We start from the raw sequence: 16,159 nt of genomic DNA, 5'->3' as shown, positions 1-16,159 counted from the left end.
CTGAACGATGCTGCCGCGCGATAGCGTCTCGCTGACCCCGGTCGCGGCAGCCCGTCCCGCCTTACCCGTCGGCGACCCGCGCCAGCAAGCCTTTGCGCGCGCGCTCGCCAACCTCGTGGGCCAGTCGATGCCGGCCGACGTGTTGGCGAAACTGCCCGACGGCAGCTTCGTCGTGCGCATCAACGACATGGCGGCGCGCATGCCGCTGCCCCAGGGCGCCCAGGTCGGCACGCAGGTGCCGCTGACCCTCGTGACGGTCGCGCCGCGGCCCATGTTCCAGGTCCAGACGGGCCAGGGGGCCCCCGCCTTCGCCGAAGCCGGCCCGCCGCTGCCGGAAGGCGCCAGCCCGCAGGCGTTTACGCTCGCTTACCTCGAAGGCAAGGATGCCGCCGCGCTGACGCGCACGGCCGCCTTGCTCGCGGGCACGCGCGGTCTCGCGCAACTGCCGGGCGGCGCGGCCGACGGCGCCAACACGTCGCTCAGCACGGCCGGCAAGATGCTGGGCGACGTCATCGCGGCCGCGCAGAAAGCGGACACACAAGCCACCGCCGCGGTCGGCCGCACGCCGCTGCTGGGCGGGCCGTCGACGGACGCCGGCGCCATCGCGCAGGCGCTGAAGGACGGCCTCGGCAAGAGCGGCCTGTTCTACGAATCGCACGTGGCCGAATGGGCCGAAGGCGCCCGCCCCCGCGCCGACCTCGCGGCCGAACCGCAGGCGCGCGGCATGCCGCCGCCCACCGATCCGAACACGGCCCAGTTCATCAACCTGCAGCTGAATGCACACGAACAGGGCCGCGCCGCCTGGCAGGGCCAGTTGTGGCCGGGCCGCGACATGCAGTGGGATGTCGAACGGGACGCTTCCGGCCGCCAGGATGGCAGCGACGATGACGAACACGGCGGCACGTGGCAGAGCAGCCTGCGCCTGCGCTTCGGCGCATTGGGCGAGGTGGCGGCGCGCGTCGTGCTGTCCGGCGGCCAGTTGCACATCCGCCTCGATGCCGAGGACGAATCGGTCAAAGGCTTGCTGGATGCGCAGCGCGCGCGCCTGGCCGATGCGCTCGACGCGGCCGGCACGCCGCTCTCCACGCTCACCATCCATGACGATGGACAACGATAAGCCGACGCGCCGCCAGAGCGCCGTGGCACTGGCCTACGGTGCCGGCGATGCCGCGCCGAAGGTCGTCGCCAAGGGCAAGGGTCTCGTCGCCGAACAGATCATCGGCCGCGCGCAAGAGGCCGGCGTGTTCGTGCACGAATCGAAGGAACTGGTGGCCTTGCTGATGAAAGTCGATCTCGACCGCCAGATCCCGCCGGCCCTCTACCGCGCCATTGCCGAACTATTGGCCTGGCTCTATTATATTGAATCCGCGCAAGTTTCCGGGCAGACACCACCGCCCGCACCGGACACGGCACGCCTCCTCCCACCCCAAGAAAGCACTCCGGTTGACACAGATGCAAGCAATCACTGACGCCGAATTAGAAGCCTGGCACGACTACGAAGTCGAGTCGCCCAGGGAGATCGTGGCCCTGCTGCGCCAGATCGCCGAAAAGAACCAGCTGATCCGCATGCTGATCAAGGGCGAGGCGGACGTCTGCGTCACGTCGCTGCTGGCCGTCGATCCGGATGCGGGCACCGTCGTCATCGACTGCTCCGTCAGCCCGGAGCAGAACACGCGCATCGTGGCGGCCGGCACGGTCCGGTGCGACACGTCGCTGGACAAGATCCGCATCGTATTCGGCCTGGACAACCTGCGCGAAGTGCAATTCGAAGGCGGGACCGCGCTGTCCGCCGCGATTCCCGCGAGCCTGATCCGCCTGCAGCGGCGCGAGTTCTACCGCATGCCGACGCCGGTGACGAATCCCGTGCGGGCGACGATCCCCCTGCCGGCCGAGCTGGGCGGCGGCGTCGCCGTGTTCCCGCTGGCCGACATCAGCTGCGGCGGGGTCGCGATCCACGACAGCAAGCTGCAGCTCGGCACGACCATCGGCGACACCTTCCCGAACTGCCGCATCGACCTGCCGGAAATCGGCCCGGTGACCTGCTCGCTGCAAGTCCGCAACTCGATCGACATGACGCTGCTCAACAACAAGACGAGCCGCCGCCTCGGCTGCCAGTTCGTCGACATCTCGCGCGGCAACCTGGCCGCCGTGCAACGCTACATCACCAAGCTGGAACGCGAACGCAACGCCCGCCTGGCCGGCCTGGCCTGACAATTCGGGGTCAGAGCACTTTTCTGAACAATTGATCACCAGCGCTGTTCGCTAGCTGGCCTGCGTAGACAAGGGCGCGGGCGCTGACGACAGACGTCGGTCCCCACGGATTAATACCCGTTGGCTCTTGATCGAAAAAGGGCTCTGACCCCGAATTTGTGTAATGGCCTGCGAGTATCCTGAAGGCGGGAACGCGGGGCGTCTGTCCCGCATCCAATCGTCAGGCATACGACCAGGAGATCCCATGCAGGCCGCCGCACCGAACCCCTCTTCCCTCGACGACGACGCGCTGCTGCGCCGCATCCGCGCCGGCGACCGCGACGCGTTCTCCGATCTGATGCGGCGCTTCAACCGCCGCCTTTACCGCGTCGCGCGCAGCGTCCTGCGCGACGATGCGGAAGCCGAGGATGCGCTCCAGGATGCCTATCTGCAGGCCTATCGCGCCCTGCCCGCGTTCCGCGGCGACTCGGCGCTCGGCACCTGGCTCACCCGCATCGTCGTCAATGCCGCGCTGATGCGCCAGCGCAAGACCGGGCGGCTCGCCGACGTTATCGAACTGGGCGCGGATTTCGGTTCGGCCGATGCGATCCTGCCCCGCGACCGGCTGGACGAGCCGGCGCAGCCCGAACTGGCCGCGCTGCGCGCTCAGACGCGGCGCCTGATCGAGACAGGCATCGACAAGCTCCCGGCCGCCTTCCGCACGGTGTTCGTGCTGCGCGCGGTGGAAGAGCTGACCGTGGAAGAGACAGCGGCCACGCTGGACATCCCCGCGGCGACCGTGCGCACCCGTTATTTCCGCGCGCGGGCCATGCTGCGCGAGGCGCTCGCGCGCGAGATCGATTTCGCGATCGAGGATGCGTTCGGGTTCGACGGCGCGCGCTGCGACCGGATCGTCGACGCGGTCCGGCGCCGGCTGGACGCGGAACCGTCCCCCTGACACGAAGCGGGAACGCGCGCGCCAAAGCGTGCATCGAATGGATTGTTTCACCTAAACCATTCATTCCAGGAGTCCGCCATGAACAAATCCGCCCCGCTGCTGCTGTCCGCCCTGCTCGCCCTGAGCGCCACCGCCCACGCGGCCGGCCCGAACGATGCGCAGATCGCCGCCATCGTCGTCGCCGCCAATGCGGTCGACATCGACGCCGGCAAGCAGGCCGTGACGAAAACGCAGAACAAGGACGTGCGCGCCTTCGCCCAGCGCATGGTGGCCGATCACGCCGGCGTCAACCAGCAGGCCGTCGCGCTGGTGCAGAAACTGCACGTGACGCCCGAGGACAACGACACCAGCAAGAGCCTGACGAAGGACGGCGCGGCGACGCGCACCCGGCTGGCCGCCCTGTCCGGCAAGGCGTTCGACAAGGCCTATGTCGACAACGAAGTGACGTACCACGAGACCGTGCTCGGCGCACTCGACAAGACGCTGATCCCGAACGCCTCGAATGCCGAGCTGAAGGCCCTGCTCGTCAAGGTCCGCCCGGCGTTCGTGGCGCACCTGGAGCATGCCAAGCACATCCAGGCCGAACTCAAGTGAAGACCGCATTTGCCACGCTGTTCGCCGCGTCGTGTGCGCTGCCCCTCATGGCCGGCGCGGCGGAACACCACGTCGTCATCGACGGCATGAAGTTCACGCCGCAGGTCGTGCAGGTCAGGAAGGGAGATACGATCGTGTGGGAGAACCGCGACATGTTCGTCCACAACGTGACGGCGGCCGGCGTCAAGTCGGGCGACCTGCAGCCCGGGAAGACCTGGCGCTGGGCGGTGCCGGCGAAGATGTCGTTCGACTATCTCTGCACGCTGCATCCGGTGATGAAGGGACGCGTCGAGGTCAAGTGATCGTCACACCTGCATGTTCATGATGTCGTGATAAGCCGACACCAGCTTGTTGCGCACCTGCACCGTCGCCTGGAAGTTGATGCTCGCTTTCTGCATCGCGATCATCGTATCGGACAGGCTGACGGAATCGTCACCCGCCGCGAATTTCTTGCCCATCTCGTCAGCTTGTATCTGGGAATTGCTGACGTTCTGCAGCGACGCCTTCAGCGCATCCGAGAAGCTGACCCTGGTCGATGATTCGGCCGCGTCGGGAGCGCCCAGCTTGCCGATGCCGCCCAGCCCGCCCAGCGCCTCCGCCGGCGACGCCGGGCCGGCCGGCTTTTGTGCCGCCGACTTCAGCTGCGCCATCATCGCTTCGATCCGGCTGCTGTCGATGCCGCCGATGTTCATGTCCGTTCTCCCAGTGCCTGTCAAACAAATCGATTCAGGCTGTCAGAATATCAGCGCCCGGGCAACGATTGCCTTCGAGCAGCACGGTAAACAGGGCCTTATTCCGGGGTTTGAATGTTGCCGTACGGCTCCATAATGGCGTTCATACACCCATTCCCTCCCCCAACATGGCAACGACAGCGGAAGAACTCCTCGACAGCGACATCGCAACCCCGGCCGACGAGAAGCCGAAGTTCTGGCAGACGACGAACGGTAAACGCATCGTCATCGGCGGCGCCATCGCCGGCGTGGTGGCCATCGTCGCGGCATTGTGGCTGTGGACGTCGGCGCCGGAATACAAGGTGCTGTTCTCCAACTACACCGACAAGGACGGCGGCGCCATCACCGCCTCGCTCGACCAGATGGGGGTCAAGTACAAATTCTCGGACAGCGGCAGCGCGATCCTCGTGCCGGCCGACCGCATCCACGACCTGCGCCTGAAGCTGGCCCAGCAAGGCCTGCCGCGCGCCGGCAACGTCGGCTTCGAGCTGCTGGAGAACCAGAAGCTGGGCACGTCGCAATTCGTCGAGCAGGTCAACTACCAGCGCTCGCTGGAGGGTGAGCTGGCCAATTCGATCCAGTCGCTGTCCGCCGTCAGCTCGGCCCGCGTGCACCTGGCGCTGCCGAAGCCGTCCGTGTTCGTGCGCGACCAGCAGAAGCCGACCGCATCGGTCCTCCTGAACCTGCAGCCGGGGCGCGCCCTCGACCAGGCGCAAGTCAGCGCCATCGTGCACCTGGTGGCGTCGTCGATCCCGGAACTGACGCCGGCCAACGTGACCGTCGTCGACCAGAACGGCACCTTGCTGTCGGACAGCGCGAACAAGAACGGCAAGCAGCTCGACCCGAACCAGCTGAAATACGTCGAAGCGCTGCAGCAGAACATCGTCAAGCAGGTCCAGTCGATCATCGCCCCGCTCGTCGGCCAGAACAACGTGCGCGCCGAAGCGACCGCCGAAGTCGACTTCGCCCAGACCGACACCGCGGCCGAGATGTACAAGCCGAATTCGCCGCCGGAACCGCAGGCGATCCGCAGCCAGCAGACGTCCGAGCAGAACGGTCCGGGCAGCACGAACCCGTCCGGCATCCCGGGCGCGCTGTCGAACCAGCCGCCGGGCGTGGCGACCGCACCGCTCGACGGCGGCGCCCAGCCCGCCCAGGCCCAGGCGTCCACCGGACCGAGCCGCAAGGATTCCACGACCAATTACGAGGTCGACAAGACCATCCGCTACGAGCAGAAACCGATGGGCGGCATCAAGCGCCTGACGGTCGGCGTGGTGGTGAACTACCGCCGCACCATCGATCCGAAGACGGGCAAGGTCGTCGTCAAGCCGCTCAGCGCCGCCGAAGTCGCGCAGATCAACGAACTGGTCAAGCAGGCGATGGGCTACAGCCAGGCGCGCGGCGACACGCTGAACGTGACGAACGCCCCGTTCGACGGCGTCGACAAGCCGGAAGAGCAGGCGCCGGACTGGTGGAAGGATCCCGCCAACCTGCCGCTGGCGAAGGACATCGCACGCTACGTCTTCATCGCCCTCGTGCTGGCTTTCCTGTGGTTCCGCTTCGTGCGGCCGCTGCTCAAGCCGGCGATCAAGAAGTTCGACGAAGCCGTGGCGATCCCGCCCGAACCGGAACCGGAAGAGCCGGAAGCGGAACCGGAGCCGGATCCGGACGAAGAAGCCCGCATCCAGCGTGAAGAGGAAGAACAGCAGAAGGTCCAGGTCTACAAGAGCAACCTGGAAATGGCAAAAGACATGGCCAAGAACGATCCGCGCATCGTGGCCAACGTGATCAAGGAATGGCTGGGGACCGAGTAATGAGCGACAAGGACAAGGACAAGGAAAGCACGACCAAGGCAGCCATCCTGATGCTGGCCCTGGGCGAATCGGAAGCGGCCGAAGTGATGAAATTCCTCGGCCCGCGCGAAGTGCTCAAGCTGGGCGCCGCCATGGCGCAGATGAAGGCCGTGCAGCACGAGGAAGTCCTGACGGTGCTGGGCGAATTCCGCGAGCGCGTCGACCTGCAGTCGACCGTCGGCCTCGATTCCGACGAATACATCCGCCAGGTGCTGACCAAGGCCCTCGGCGACGACAAGGCCGCCGTGCTGCTGAACCGCATCCTGGGCGGCAAGGACGCCTCCGGCATCGAGAGCCTGAAGTGGATGGACTCGCCGTCCGTCGCGGAACTGATCCGCAACGAGCACCCGCAGATCATCGCGACGATCCTCGTGCACCTCGAGCGCGACCAGGCCTGCGAAGTGCTGGCCCACTTCACGGACCGCCTGCGCAACGACGTCGTGCTCCGCATCGCCACGCTGGACGGCGTGCAGCCGGCCGCCCTGCGCGAGCTGAACGACGTGCTGACCAAGCTCCTGTCGGGTAACGAAAACATCAAGAAGTCGTCGCTGGGCGGCGTGCGTACCGCGGCCGAGATCCTGAACTTCATGAGCGGCGAGCAGGAAAGCTCGGTCATGGAGAACATCAAGAACTACGACAACGACATGGCGCAGAAGATCATGGACGAGATGTTCGTGTTCGACAACATCATCGATATCGACGACCGCGGCATCCAGCTGCTGTTGCGCGAAGTGCAGTCGGAAATGCTGATCATCGCGCTGAAAGGCGCGTCGCAGGACTTGCGCGATAAAATCTTCAAAAACATGTCGCAACGTGCGGCGGAAATGATGCGCGAAGACCTGGAATCGAAAGGTCCCGTGCGCCTGTCCGAAGTGGAAACCCAGCAGAAGCAGATCCTGCAAATCGTCCGGCGCCTCGCCGACGAAGGCCAGATCGTGCTGGGCGGCAAAGGTGAGGATTCGTTCGTCTGATGGCCATCTCAAAAGAGTTTCAGTCCGCATATCAACGCTGGGAAATGACGTCGTTCGGCGACGAGCGTCCCAGCGTCCGTGCCCAGCGCGAAGCGGAAGCCGCCGCTGCCGCGGCCGCCGCGCGCGCGTACGAGGCGCCGCCCCAGTCGGAGCCCATGATCCAGCTGCCGACCGCGCAAGAGCTCGAAGCGATCCGCGCCGCCGCGCGCGACGAAGGCTATGCGGAAGGTCTCGAAGCGGGCGAGGCCGAAGGCCACGCCGCCGGCTACGAGGAAGGCCTTGCGCTGGGCCGTGCCGAAGCGGCCGAGGAACTGGAACACCTGCGCCAGCTCGCCACGACGTTCGGCGATGCCGTCACGCAGGCCGACGAGGCCATCGCCAACGACGTGCTGGAACTCGCGCTGCACCTCGCGCGCGGCATGGTGCGCATGGCGTTCGACGTCAAGCCGGACCTGATCATCCCCATCGTGCGCGAAGCCATCGACTACCTGCCGAACCTGCAGCAACCGGCCCTGCTGATGCTGCATCCGGAAGACGCGCTGATTGTGCGCAGCGGCATCGGCCACGAGCTGGACAAGAACGGCTGGCGCATCGTCGAGGACGACAGCATCGCGCGTGGCGGTTGCCGCGTGGACACGGCCAGCAACCAGATCGACGCCCAGATCGGCGCGCGCTGGCAGCGCCTGACGCATGCGCTCGGCAAGGACCTGGACTGGCTGGAATGAATACGCACACGGGCCGCTGGAAGGCTTACCTGAACGACTGCGCCAACGTGGTCGATCTCGTCGAGCCGATGCAGGTGTCGGGCCGCGTCACGCGCGTGGCCGGCCTCGTGATGGAATGCGTGGGCCTGAAACTCGCGGTCGGCGCCGCCTGCATGATTCCGGTCGCGTCCGGTGCCCGCATCGAAGCGGAAGTCGTCGGCTTCGAAGGCGAACGCCTGTTCCTGATGCCGCAATCGGACGTCGAAGGCGTCGTGCCCGGCTCGCGCGTATTCCCGATCGAAGCGAGCATGCCCAGGCCCGGCACCGTGACGCATCCGCGCCGCCGTCCGATGGACCGCGCCCGCCACCTGCCCGTCGGCTGGGGCCTGCTGGGCCGCGTCGTCGACGGCGCCGGCCGCCCGCTGGACGGCAAGGGGCCCGTCTCCACGGAACACATGGGCCCGCTCAACGCGCGCCCCATCAACCCGCTCGACCGCGTACCGATCTCGGAAACGCTGGACGTGGGCGTACGCGCCATCAATTCGATGCTGACGGTGGGCCGGGGCCAGCGTCTCGGCCTGTTCGCCGGTACCGGCGTCGGTAAATCCGTGCTGCTGGGCATGATCGCGCGCTACACGACGGCGGACGTGATCGTCGTCGGCCTGATCGGCGAACGGGGCCGCGAGGTGAAGGAATTCATCGAGCAAATCCTGGGCGAGGAAGGCCTGGCCCGCTCGGCCGTCGTGGCCGCGCCGGCCGACTCGCCGCCGCTGATGCGCCTGCAGGGCGCCGCCTACGCGACCGCCATCGCCGAGCACTTCCGCGACGAGGGCCGCAACGTTCTCCTGATCATGGATTCGCTTACGCGCTACGCGATGGCGCAGCGCGAGATCGCCCTCGCCATCGGCGAACCGCCGGCGACGAAAGGCTATCCGCCGTCGGTGTTCGCGAAACTGCCCGTGCTGGTGGAGCGCGCGGGCAACGGCCAGGCGGGCGGCGGCTCGATCACGGCGTTCTATACCGTGCTGTCGGAAGGCGACGACCAGCAGGACCCGATCGCCGACGCGGCGCGCGGTATTCTCGACGGCCACATCGTGCTGAACCGCAAACTGGCCGAGGCGGGCCACTACCCCGCCATCGACATCGAACAATCGATCTCGCGCGCGATGCACGGCATCACGTCGCGCGAGCACCAGCAGGCCGCGCGCACGCTGAAGCAACTGTATTCGCGCTACGAGCGCTCGCGCGACCTGATCAGCGTGGGCGCCTACGCGCCGGGCACGGACCCCGTGCTGGACAAGGCCATCGCCTTGCACGAACGCATCGAGGCCTTCCTGTGCCAGGAAATCCACGACAACGTCGGCATGCTGCAGAGCTTGGGGGAATTGACCTCGCTGTTCGGCTGATTGGCCGGTAAAGCTCATCGGTATACTTGATCTACCATGGCCAACGCATCCGCACTCGACACCCTGATCGACCTCGCCCAGCGCGAGTCCGACGCCTGCGCGAAGCGCCTGGGCGCGGCGCTGAAGGCCGTCGACGAGGGCGAACAGAAGCTGCAGATGCTGCTCGGCTACCGCGACGACTATGCGAACCGGCTCGACGCGGCGCAAATGGCAGGCATCACGCCGTTCGCGTACCAGAATTTCGTCGCCTTCCTCGGCAAGCTGGAACAGGCGATCGACGGCCAGCGCGAAGTGCTGAAGCATGCGCATGTCAAGGCCGACATGGAAAAGAAGGGGTGGCAGGAAAGTGAGCGCAAGCGCCTGTCGTACCGGACCCTGAACGAGCGCGCGGCCGCCGAGGCTCTTGCGATCGAAAACAAGCGCGACCAGAAAATGATGGACGACCACGCGGCCCGGACAGTCCGCGCCAGGCGCTGACCGGCGCCTTTAACCTGAGCGACTAGCGACATGACCACGACTTCCTTTACCCCGCAGCTCAACACCGCCGGCGGCATCAACCAGCGCCCGCACAGCACGGGCAATGGCAATGGCGGCAGCGACGGCAGCCAGTTCAGCGCCATGCTCGCATTCGCGTCCACGCCGGCCCCGGCACCCGCGCCTGCGCCGGCCGCGAAGCAGGATGCCGCCAAGCCGGCGGAAGCCGAGAAACCCGAGCAACCCGACGACGCCGCGCCGCAGCAGGCCGCCAAGCCGGCGGACAGCAAGACGGACGCTGCCGATTCGAAGGACGATGCCGCCGCCAAGGCCGATGACGACAAGGCCGACGACGACAGCACGGCCAAGGCGGGCGACCCGGCCAGCGCCATGCTGGCGCTGATGGCCAGCCTGCACAAGCCGGGCGCGGACGCGGGCAAGACGACGACCGCGGCCCAGGCCTTCGATGCACTGTCCGGCAAGGGCAAGCGCACGGACGCCGGCCAGCTGGCCGCACTGCAGGCGGCGATGAAGTCGGTGGCCAAGGAAGCCGGCGTCGATGCGGCCGGCGCGAAGATCTTCTCGGCCACGTCGATCAAGAACCCGGCCCTCGCGGCCGCCGGTGCCGACCTCGGCGCGGACAAGGCGGCGGCCACGGCCGACCTGCGCGCCACGCTGGGCAACGTCAAGGCGGAGGTCAAGCCGCAGCTGGACGCGGCCGAATTCAGCCTGCAGCAGGCGCGCGACGCCGCGCTGCTCGCCCAGAAGGAACAGGCACCGGTGGCGACCGTCGCTGCCGCCCAGCTGCAGCCGGCCATGCTGGAAGCGGCCCAGGCCGCCGCGGCCGCCGGCGAAGAGCTGTCGGCCCACGTCGGCACGGATGCGTGGAACGACCAGGTCGGCCAGAAGGTCATCTACATGGTCGGCGTCGAGGACCAGACCGCGTCGCTGACCCTGAACCCGCCGGACCTGGGTCCGCTGCAGGTGGTGCTGTCCGTCTCCAACGGCCAGGCCGACGTGACGTTCTCGGCGAACCAGCTGGAAGTCCGCCAGGCGCTGGAAAACGCCCTGCCCCGCCTGCAGGAAATGATGAAGGAGAGCGGCATTGCGCTGGGCAATGCGACCGTCAACGCGGGCATGTCGAACGGCGGCCAGGCGCAGCAGGACCAGGCGATGGCATCGAGCGGTTTCGGCCGTGGCAACAATGGCCGTGGCAACGGCGGCAATGGCGAGAACGGCACGGCGGGCGAAGCGACCGTCCGGCCCGCCACGCGCACGGCACGGATCGGCGATCGCGGGATGGTCGATACCTTTGCGTAAATAGTTCTGGCGCCATTGACAACGCGGTGGGGCGGGCGGTGCGAGCGCATCGGTCGCCCCACGGTGCATTTGGATACAGCCTCGACAACAAATCCGTCAAGAAACAACGAGATACCCCAGGTTCCTCCCTCTTTTCGACCGTTGCCGCTGCTCACTTTTTCCCGATAATGACATAATGGCGGGACGATCCAACAGTGGGACCGAAGACTCTTGAAAGCGAATCCAAAAATCAAAGCCGATCCGAAAGCGGATGCGGCACCGGCAACCAGCGGCGGCAAAGGCAAGCTGTTCATCATGATCGGCGCGGCCGTGGTCGTGCTCGGCCTGGGCGGAGGTGCCGGCTGGTACTTCATGCACGGCAGCAGCGCGGAAGCGGCGGCCGGGCCGGCCCGGAAGGAACACTCGAGCAGCAAGAAAAGCAAAAGGGAAGAAGCGCCGCCCGAGTACGTGAACATCGACTCGTTCACGGTCAACCTGCAGCCGGAACACGGCGACCAGTATCTGCAGGTCGCGTTCACCCTGCAGGTCGAGGGACCGGAGCAGGTCGAGCTCATCAAGGCCAACATGGCCAAGGTGCGCAGCCGCGTGCTGCTGCTGTTGTCGGGCAAGAAGGCATCCGAGATCAGCACGGTGGAAGGCAAGCAGCAACTGGCCGGCGAGATCCTCGCGGCGGTCAACGAACCGTTCGTGCCGCACGGTGACGAACAGGAAGTGTCGGACGTTCTCTTCACTTCCTTTATCATCCAGTAAAGCAGAAGTCATTACGGTAAAAGCAGCAGCATCATGGCCGATAATTTTCTCTCACAGGAAGAAGTCGATGCCCTCCTAAAAGGGGTCAACGGCGATCAGGACGACGTAGCGGCGCCTGAAGACACCTCGGGAGTCCGCACCTATAACCTGGCAACGCAGGAGCGGATCGTCCGCGGCCGCATGCCGACGCTCGAGATCATCAACGAGCGTTTCGCCAGGTATCTGCGCGTCGGCCTGTTCAACTTTTTGCGCCGCTCCGCCGAAGTGTCGGTGGGGTCCGTGCGCGTGTCGAAGTACAGCGAGTTCATCCGTAACCTCGTCGTGCCGACCAACCTGAACCTCGTCCACATGAAGCCGCTGCGCGGCACGGCGCTGATGGTGTTCGATCCGGGCCTCGTGTTCCTGCTCGTGGACAACCTGTTCGGCGGCGACGGCCGCTTCCACACGCGCGTGGAAGGCCGCGATTTCACGCAGACCGAGCAGCGCATCATCATGCGCATCCTCGACATCGTGTTCGAGGCGTATGCCAAGTCGTGGGAACCGGTGTACCCGATCGAATTCGAGTACATCCGCTCGGAGATGAACACGCAGTTCGCGAACATCGCCACCCCGAATGAAGTCGTGGTATCGTGCACTTTCACCATCGAGCTCGGTTCGGTGTCGGGCCAGATCCACTTCTGCATGCCCTATTCGATGGTCGAACCGATCCGCGACGCGCTGACGTCGAGCATCCAGGGCGAGGCGCTGGAAGTCGACAAGCGCTGGATCCGCCTGCTGACGCAGCAGATCCAGGTGGCGGAAGTGGAACTGGTGGCCGTGCTGGGCCACGGCAAGGCCAATTTCGACGAAATCCTGAACATGAAGGTCGGCGACGTGATCCCGATCTCCGTTCCGGAAACGCTCCAGGCCACCGTGGACGGCGTGCCCGTCATGGACTGCAGCTACGGCGTGTTCAACGGACAATATGCACTGAAGGTCGAGAAATTGCTGGCAAACAGCGAAACCTTCAACAAGTAAGCAACACAGGAGAGAAACATGTCCGACACTCAAGACGACCAAAGCAGCCTCGACGACGATTGGGGCGCGGCGATCGCCGAACAGGCCGCCGCGGAAGCTGCCGCGCTGGCCAACCAGCAGCAGGCCGCCTCGGCCGCCGTGTTCAAGGATTTCTCGAACAAGGGTCCCCGTCCGGAGACGCCCAACGACATCGACTTCATCCTCGACATCCCCGTCCAGCTGACGGTGGAACTGGGCCGCACCAAGATCGCCATCAAGAACCTGCTGCAACTCGCGCAGGGTTCCGTGGTCGAACTGGATGGCCTGGCGGGTGAGCCGATGGACGTGCTCGTCAACGGCTGCCTGATCGCCCAGGGCGAGGTGGTGGTCGTGAACGACAAGTTCGGTATCCGCCTTACCGACATCATCACCCCGTCGGAGCGCATCCGCAAACTCAACAAATGACGGCACGCCTGCTGACCACCCTCGCCCTCGCCCTGCCGCTGGCCGCCTGCGCGGCGCCGCCGGGGCCTGGGCAGGCAGCGGGACGGTCGACCGATGCCGCGCCGGCGGCAGCTGCGCAGGCGCCTGCGCCCGTCGCGGCCGAACCTGCGGCGGCGCCGGCATCGGCACAACAGACGACCCAGCAAACGCCACCAACGACTGCGCCCACGGCCCGCGCGCAGGCACAACCGCGGGCCATGGCCGGCACCGGCGCGCCCTCCGCCGCGGCGCCCGCTTCCGTTCCTGCACAGACGCCTGCCGTCCAGCCGCAGACGCCTGCCGTCCAGCCCGACACCACCGCCCCGGCAGTGACCGCCACCCCCGACGTCGTCGCACCGCGCCCTGCCGCGCCAGGCGCCACCGTTCCGCCGGTCACGATGCCCGCCGGTTCATCGACGAACAGCCTGCTGCAGACGCTGTTCGCACTGATCCTCGTGCTGGCCGTGCTGGGCGCCCTCGCCTGGTTCCTCAAGCGCTACGGCCCGAAGGTCGGTGGCGGCAACGCGAACCTGCGCGTCGTCGGCTCGCTGAACCTCGGCGGCCGCGAGCGCATCATGGTCGTCGAAGTGGGCAATGAATGGATCGTGGTCGGTGCATCACCCGGCCGCATCAACGCGCTGGCGACAATGCCGCGCCAGGACGGGCAGAATGGCGACAACGGCGGTACGAACGCCGCGCTTGCTCCTCATGGGCCGGCCGCGCACAGCTTCGCCGACTGGCTCAAACAAACGATCGACAAACGCAAGTGATGCTCAATAAACGACTTCTGCTGGCGACGGGGCTCGTGGCCCTGCCGCTGGCGGCGGCGGTGGCGGCGCCCGCCATCCCCGCTTTCACGACGAGCCCGGCGCCGGGCGGCGGCACCGCCTATTCCCTGCCGGTGCAGACGCTGCTTTTGATGACGGCACTGACCTTCATCCCCGCGGCGCTGCTGATGATGACGAGCTTTACGCGCATCATCATCGTGCTCTCCCTGCTGCGCCAGGCGCTCGGCACGCAGACGGCGCCGCCGAACCAGGTAATGGTGGGCCTCGCCCTGTTCCTCACGCTGTTCGTGATGGGGCCCACGTTCGACCGCGTCTACACCGAAGCGTACGTGCCGCTGCAGGAAAACCGCATCCAGATGGGCGAGGCGATGGACAAGGCCGCGGCCCCGCTGAAGGGCTTCATGCTGAAGCAGACGCGCCAGTCCGACCTCGCCCTGTTCGTCAAGATCTCGCGCACGCCCGCGCTGCAGGGCCCGGAAGACGTGCCGCTGCGCGTCTTGATCCCCGCCTTCATCACGAGCGAGCTGAAGACCGCGTTCCAGATCGGCTTCGCCATTTTCATCCCGTTCCTCATCATCGACATGGTCGTCGCGTCCGTGCTGATGTCGATGGGTATGATGATGATGTCGCCGGCCGTGATCTCGCTGCCGTTCAAGCTGATGCTGTTCGTGCTCGTCGACGGCTGGCAGTTACTGCTGGGCTCGTTGTCCCAGAGTTTTTACTAGGGAGGACCATATGACTCCGGAAAGCGTCATCGCGATGGGCCGCACGGCCATGGAAGTCACGCTGATGGTGTCGGCGCCGCTGCTGCTCGTCGCGCTCGTCATCGGCCTCGTCGTCAGCATCTTCCAGGCCGCCACGCAGATCAACGAACAGACCCTGTCCTTCATCCCCAAGCTGATCGGCGTCTTCATCGCGCTCGTGCTCGCGGGGCCGTGGATGATCACGGTCATGACCGACTACATGCGCACCCTGTTCAGCGGCATCCCGCAGATGATCGGCTGACGTTGCGCGGGCGATGATATCGTTCACCACGACGGAGCTGTATGCGTGGATCGGCGGCCTCCTGTGGCCGCTGACGCGCATCCTCGGGCTCGTCGCGGTCGCGCCCGTGTTCGGCAACACGGCCGTCCCCATCCTCATCAAGACGACGCTCGGCGTGCTGCTGGCCGCGATCATCGGCCCCACGCTCCCGCCCGTTCCAGCCGTCGATCCGACGTCGTGGGCGGGCATCCTGATCGTCGCGCAGGAACTGCTCATCGGCGTGGCGATGGGTTTTGCGATGCGCCTCGTGTTCGCCGCCGTCGAATTCGCGGGCGAGGTCGCCAGCTCGACGATGGGCTTTTCGTTCGCCACGTTCTTCGATCCCAGCTCGGCCGGCCGCTCGTCGGCCATCAGCCAGTTCCTCGCCCTCGTCGCGACGATGGCGTTCCTCGCCATGAATGCGCACCTCGTGCTGATCGAGGCGCTGGCGGAGAGCTTTTTCACGCTGCCGATCTCGGCCACGCCGATGTCGCTGTCCGCGCCGCTGGAAATGGTGCGCTGGGGCAGCCGCGTGTTCTCGGCCGGCCTGCAGATCGCGATGCCGATCGTCGCCGCCATGCTCATCACCAACATCGCGCTGGCCATCCTGACGCGCGCGGCGCCGCAGCTGAACCTGTTCGGTATCGGCTTCCCGATCACGCTGGGCGCCGGCTTCCTCATCATCAGCCTCACGCTGCCGTACCTCGGCACGCCGCTGCAGAACCTGTTCAACCAGGGGATCGAGGCGGGCCGCAAGATCCCGCGCGTGGGCGGCCAACGGCCGGGGCAGCCGCCGCCACCACCCGCCCCGCGATAACAATTCGGAGTCAGAACAATTCGGGGTCAGAACAATTCGGGGTCAGAGCACACTTTTCGCGCAATTCGGGTCAGAGCACTTTTCTGTGCAATGGTTCCGAA

Annotated in this window: 20 protein-coding genes; 19 read left to right on the top strand and 1 reads right to left on the bottom strand. The window is 66.3% G+C overall.

All coding sequences use genetic code 11. The annotated features are described in order from the left end of the window. Nucleotides 1-7 precede the first annotated feature (7 nt). The 6 genes from fliK to QPK29_RS17695 all read left to right on the top strand — a co-directional run bounded on the left by fliK (nt 8) and on the right by QPK29_RS17695 (nt 4,044). Entirely contained in the window at nt 8-1,117 is a 1,110-nt protein-coding gene (fliK, locus tag QPK29_RS17720) for a flagellar hook-length control protein FliK (protein WP_371770163.1), read from the top strand. Then, nucleotides 1,104-1,469, top strand: coding sequence for an EscU/YscU/HrcU family type III secretion system export apparatus switch protein (locus QPK29_RS17715; RefSeq protein ID WP_160410326.1), 366 nt, complete (start codon nt 1,104-1,106; stop codon nt 1,467-1,469). Before fliK ends, QPK29_RS17715 begins: the two co-directional genes overlap by 14 nt. Continuing rightward, on the top strand, nt 1,453-2,211 hold the full coding sequence (locus QPK29_RS17710) for a flagellar brake protein (RefSeq protein WP_371770164.1): 759 nt from the start codon (nt 1,453-1,455) through the stop codon (nt 2,209-2,211). The genes QPK29_RS17715 and QPK29_RS17710 overlap by 17 nt, the downstream gene beginning before the upstream one ends. 244 nt (nt 2,212-2,455) lie before the next feature. Continuing rightward, complete coding sequence (locus QPK29_RS17705; RefSeq protein WP_371770165.1) at nt 2,456-3,148, top strand: RNA polymerase sigma factor; 693 nt, start codon at nt 2,456-2,458, stop codon at nt 3,146-3,148. Nucleotides 3,149-3,226: 78 nt separating this feature from the next. Next, entirely contained in the window at nt 3,227-3,742 is a 516-nt protein-coding gene (locus QPK29_RS17700) for a DUF4142 domain-containing protein (RefSeq protein WP_371770166.1), read from the top strand. After that, nucleotides 3,739-4,044, top strand: coding sequence for a plastocyanin/azurin family copper-binding protein (locus tag QPK29_RS17695; protein ID WP_371770167.1), 306 nt, complete (start codon nt 3,739-3,741; stop codon nt 4,042-4,044). Before QPK29_RS17700 ends, QPK29_RS17695 begins: the two co-directional genes overlap by 4 nt. A gap of 3 nt (nt 4,045-4,047) precedes the next feature. Here QPK29_RS17695 and fliE read toward each other — a convergent pair whose 3' ends face one another. Further along, nucleotides 4,048-4,434 (bottom strand): flagellar hook-basal body complex protein FliE, encoded by a 387-nt coding sequence (gene fliE, locus QPK29_RS17690; protein ID WP_371770168.1) that lies wholly within the window; start codon nt 4,432-4,434, stop codon nt 4,048-4,050. A gap of 167 nt (nt 4,435-4,601) precedes the next feature. Here fliE and fliF point away from each other — a divergent pair, with 167 nt between their 5' ends. From fliF to fliR, 13 genes are all read left to right on the top strand, one after another. Further along, complete coding sequence (gene fliF, locus QPK29_RS17685) at nt 4,602-6,287, top strand: flagellar basal-body MS-ring/collar protein FliF (protein ID WP_371770169.1); 1,686 nt, start codon at nt 4,602-4,604, stop codon at nt 6,285-6,287. Then, complete coding sequence (fliG, locus tag QPK29_RS17680) at nt 6,287-7,297, top strand: flagellar motor switch protein FliG (protein WP_056136288.1); 1,011 nt, start codon at nt 6,287-6,289, stop codon at nt 7,295-7,297. Before fliF ends, fliG begins: the two co-directional genes overlap by 1 nt. A gap of 44 nt (nt 7,298-7,341) precedes the next feature. Next, nucleotides 7,342-8,022 (top strand): flagellar assembly protein FliH, encoded by a 681-nt coding sequence (locus QPK29_RS17675; RefSeq protein ID WP_400189790.1) that lies wholly within the window; start codon nt 7,342-7,344, stop codon nt 8,020-8,022. After that, a complete protein-coding gene (fliI, locus tag QPK29_RS17670; RefSeq protein WP_371770171.1) occupies nt 8,019-9,407 on the top strand; it encodes a flagellar protein export ATPase FliI in 1,389 nt (462 codons plus the stop codon). Before QPK29_RS17675 ends, fliI begins: the two co-directional genes overlap by 4 nt. Before the next feature lie 36 nt (nt 9,408-9,443). Beyond that, nucleotides 9,444-9,884, top strand: coding sequence for a flagellar export protein FliJ (fliJ, locus tag QPK29_RS17665; protein ID WP_371767775.1), 441 nt, complete (start codon nt 9,444-9,446; stop codon nt 9,882-9,884). A 30-nt stretch (nt 9,885-9,914) separates the two neighbouring features. Then, entirely contained in the window at nt 9,915-11,201 is a 1,287-nt protein-coding gene (locus tag QPK29_RS17660) for a flagellar hook-length control protein FliK (RefSeq protein ID WP_371770172.1), read from the top strand. 210 nt (nt 11,202-11,411) lie between these two features. After that, entirely contained in the window at nt 11,412-11,951 is a 540-nt protein-coding gene (fliL, locus tag QPK29_RS17655; RefSeq protein WP_371770173.1) for a flagellar basal body-associated protein FliL, read from the top strand. 33 nt (nt 11,952-11,984) lie between these two features. Next, nucleotides 11,985-12,968, top strand: a complete 984-nt coding sequence (fliM, locus tag QPK29_RS17650) for a flagellar motor switch protein FliM (RefSeq protein WP_056136276.1) — start codon at nt 11,985-11,987, stop codon at nt 12,966-12,968. A gap of 18 nt (nt 12,969-12,986) precedes the next feature. Beyond that, nucleotides 12,987-13,412 carry a flagellar motor switch protein FliN gene (gene fliN / locus QPK29_RS17645; protein ID WP_036233790.1) on the top strand — a complete coding sequence of 142 codons (426 nt, stop codon included), beginning with the start codon at nt 12,987-12,989 and terminating at the stop codon, nt 13,410-13,412. Further along, nucleotides 13,409-14,200, top strand: coding sequence for a flagellar biosynthetic protein FliO (fliO, locus tag QPK29_RS17640; RefSeq protein WP_371770174.1), 792 nt, complete (start codon nt 13,409-13,411; stop codon nt 14,198-14,200). Before fliN ends, fliO begins: the two co-directional genes overlap by 4 nt. Beyond that, on the top strand, nt 14,200-14,943 hold the full coding sequence (gene fliP, locus QPK29_RS17635; RefSeq protein WP_056136272.1) for a flagellar type III secretion system pore protein FliP: 744 nt from the start codon (nt 14,200-14,202) through the stop codon (nt 14,941-14,943). Before fliO ends, fliP begins: the two co-directional genes overlap by 1 nt. A gap of 10 nt (nt 14,944-14,953) precedes the next feature. Next, a complete protein-coding gene (gene fliQ / locus QPK29_RS17630) occupies nt 14,954-15,223 on the top strand; it encodes a flagellar biosynthesis protein FliQ (protein ID WP_056136270.1) in 270 nt (89 codons plus the stop codon). A 13-nt stretch (nt 15,224-15,236) separates the two neighbouring features. Continuing rightward, a complete protein-coding gene (gene fliR / locus QPK29_RS17625) occupies nt 15,237-16,058 on the top strand; it encodes a flagellar biosynthetic protein FliR (RefSeq protein WP_371770175.1) in 822 nt (273 codons plus the stop codon). The last annotated feature ends 101 nt before the right edge of the window (nt 16,059-16,159 follow it).

The sequence above is a fragment of the Massilia orientalis genome, from assembly GCF_030411975.2.
Classification (GTDB): Bacteria; Pseudomonadota; Gammaproteobacteria; order Burkholderiales; family Burkholderiaceae_D; genus Telluria; species Telluria orientalis.
This window is presented reverse-complemented; position numbering and strand designations above follow the sequence as displayed.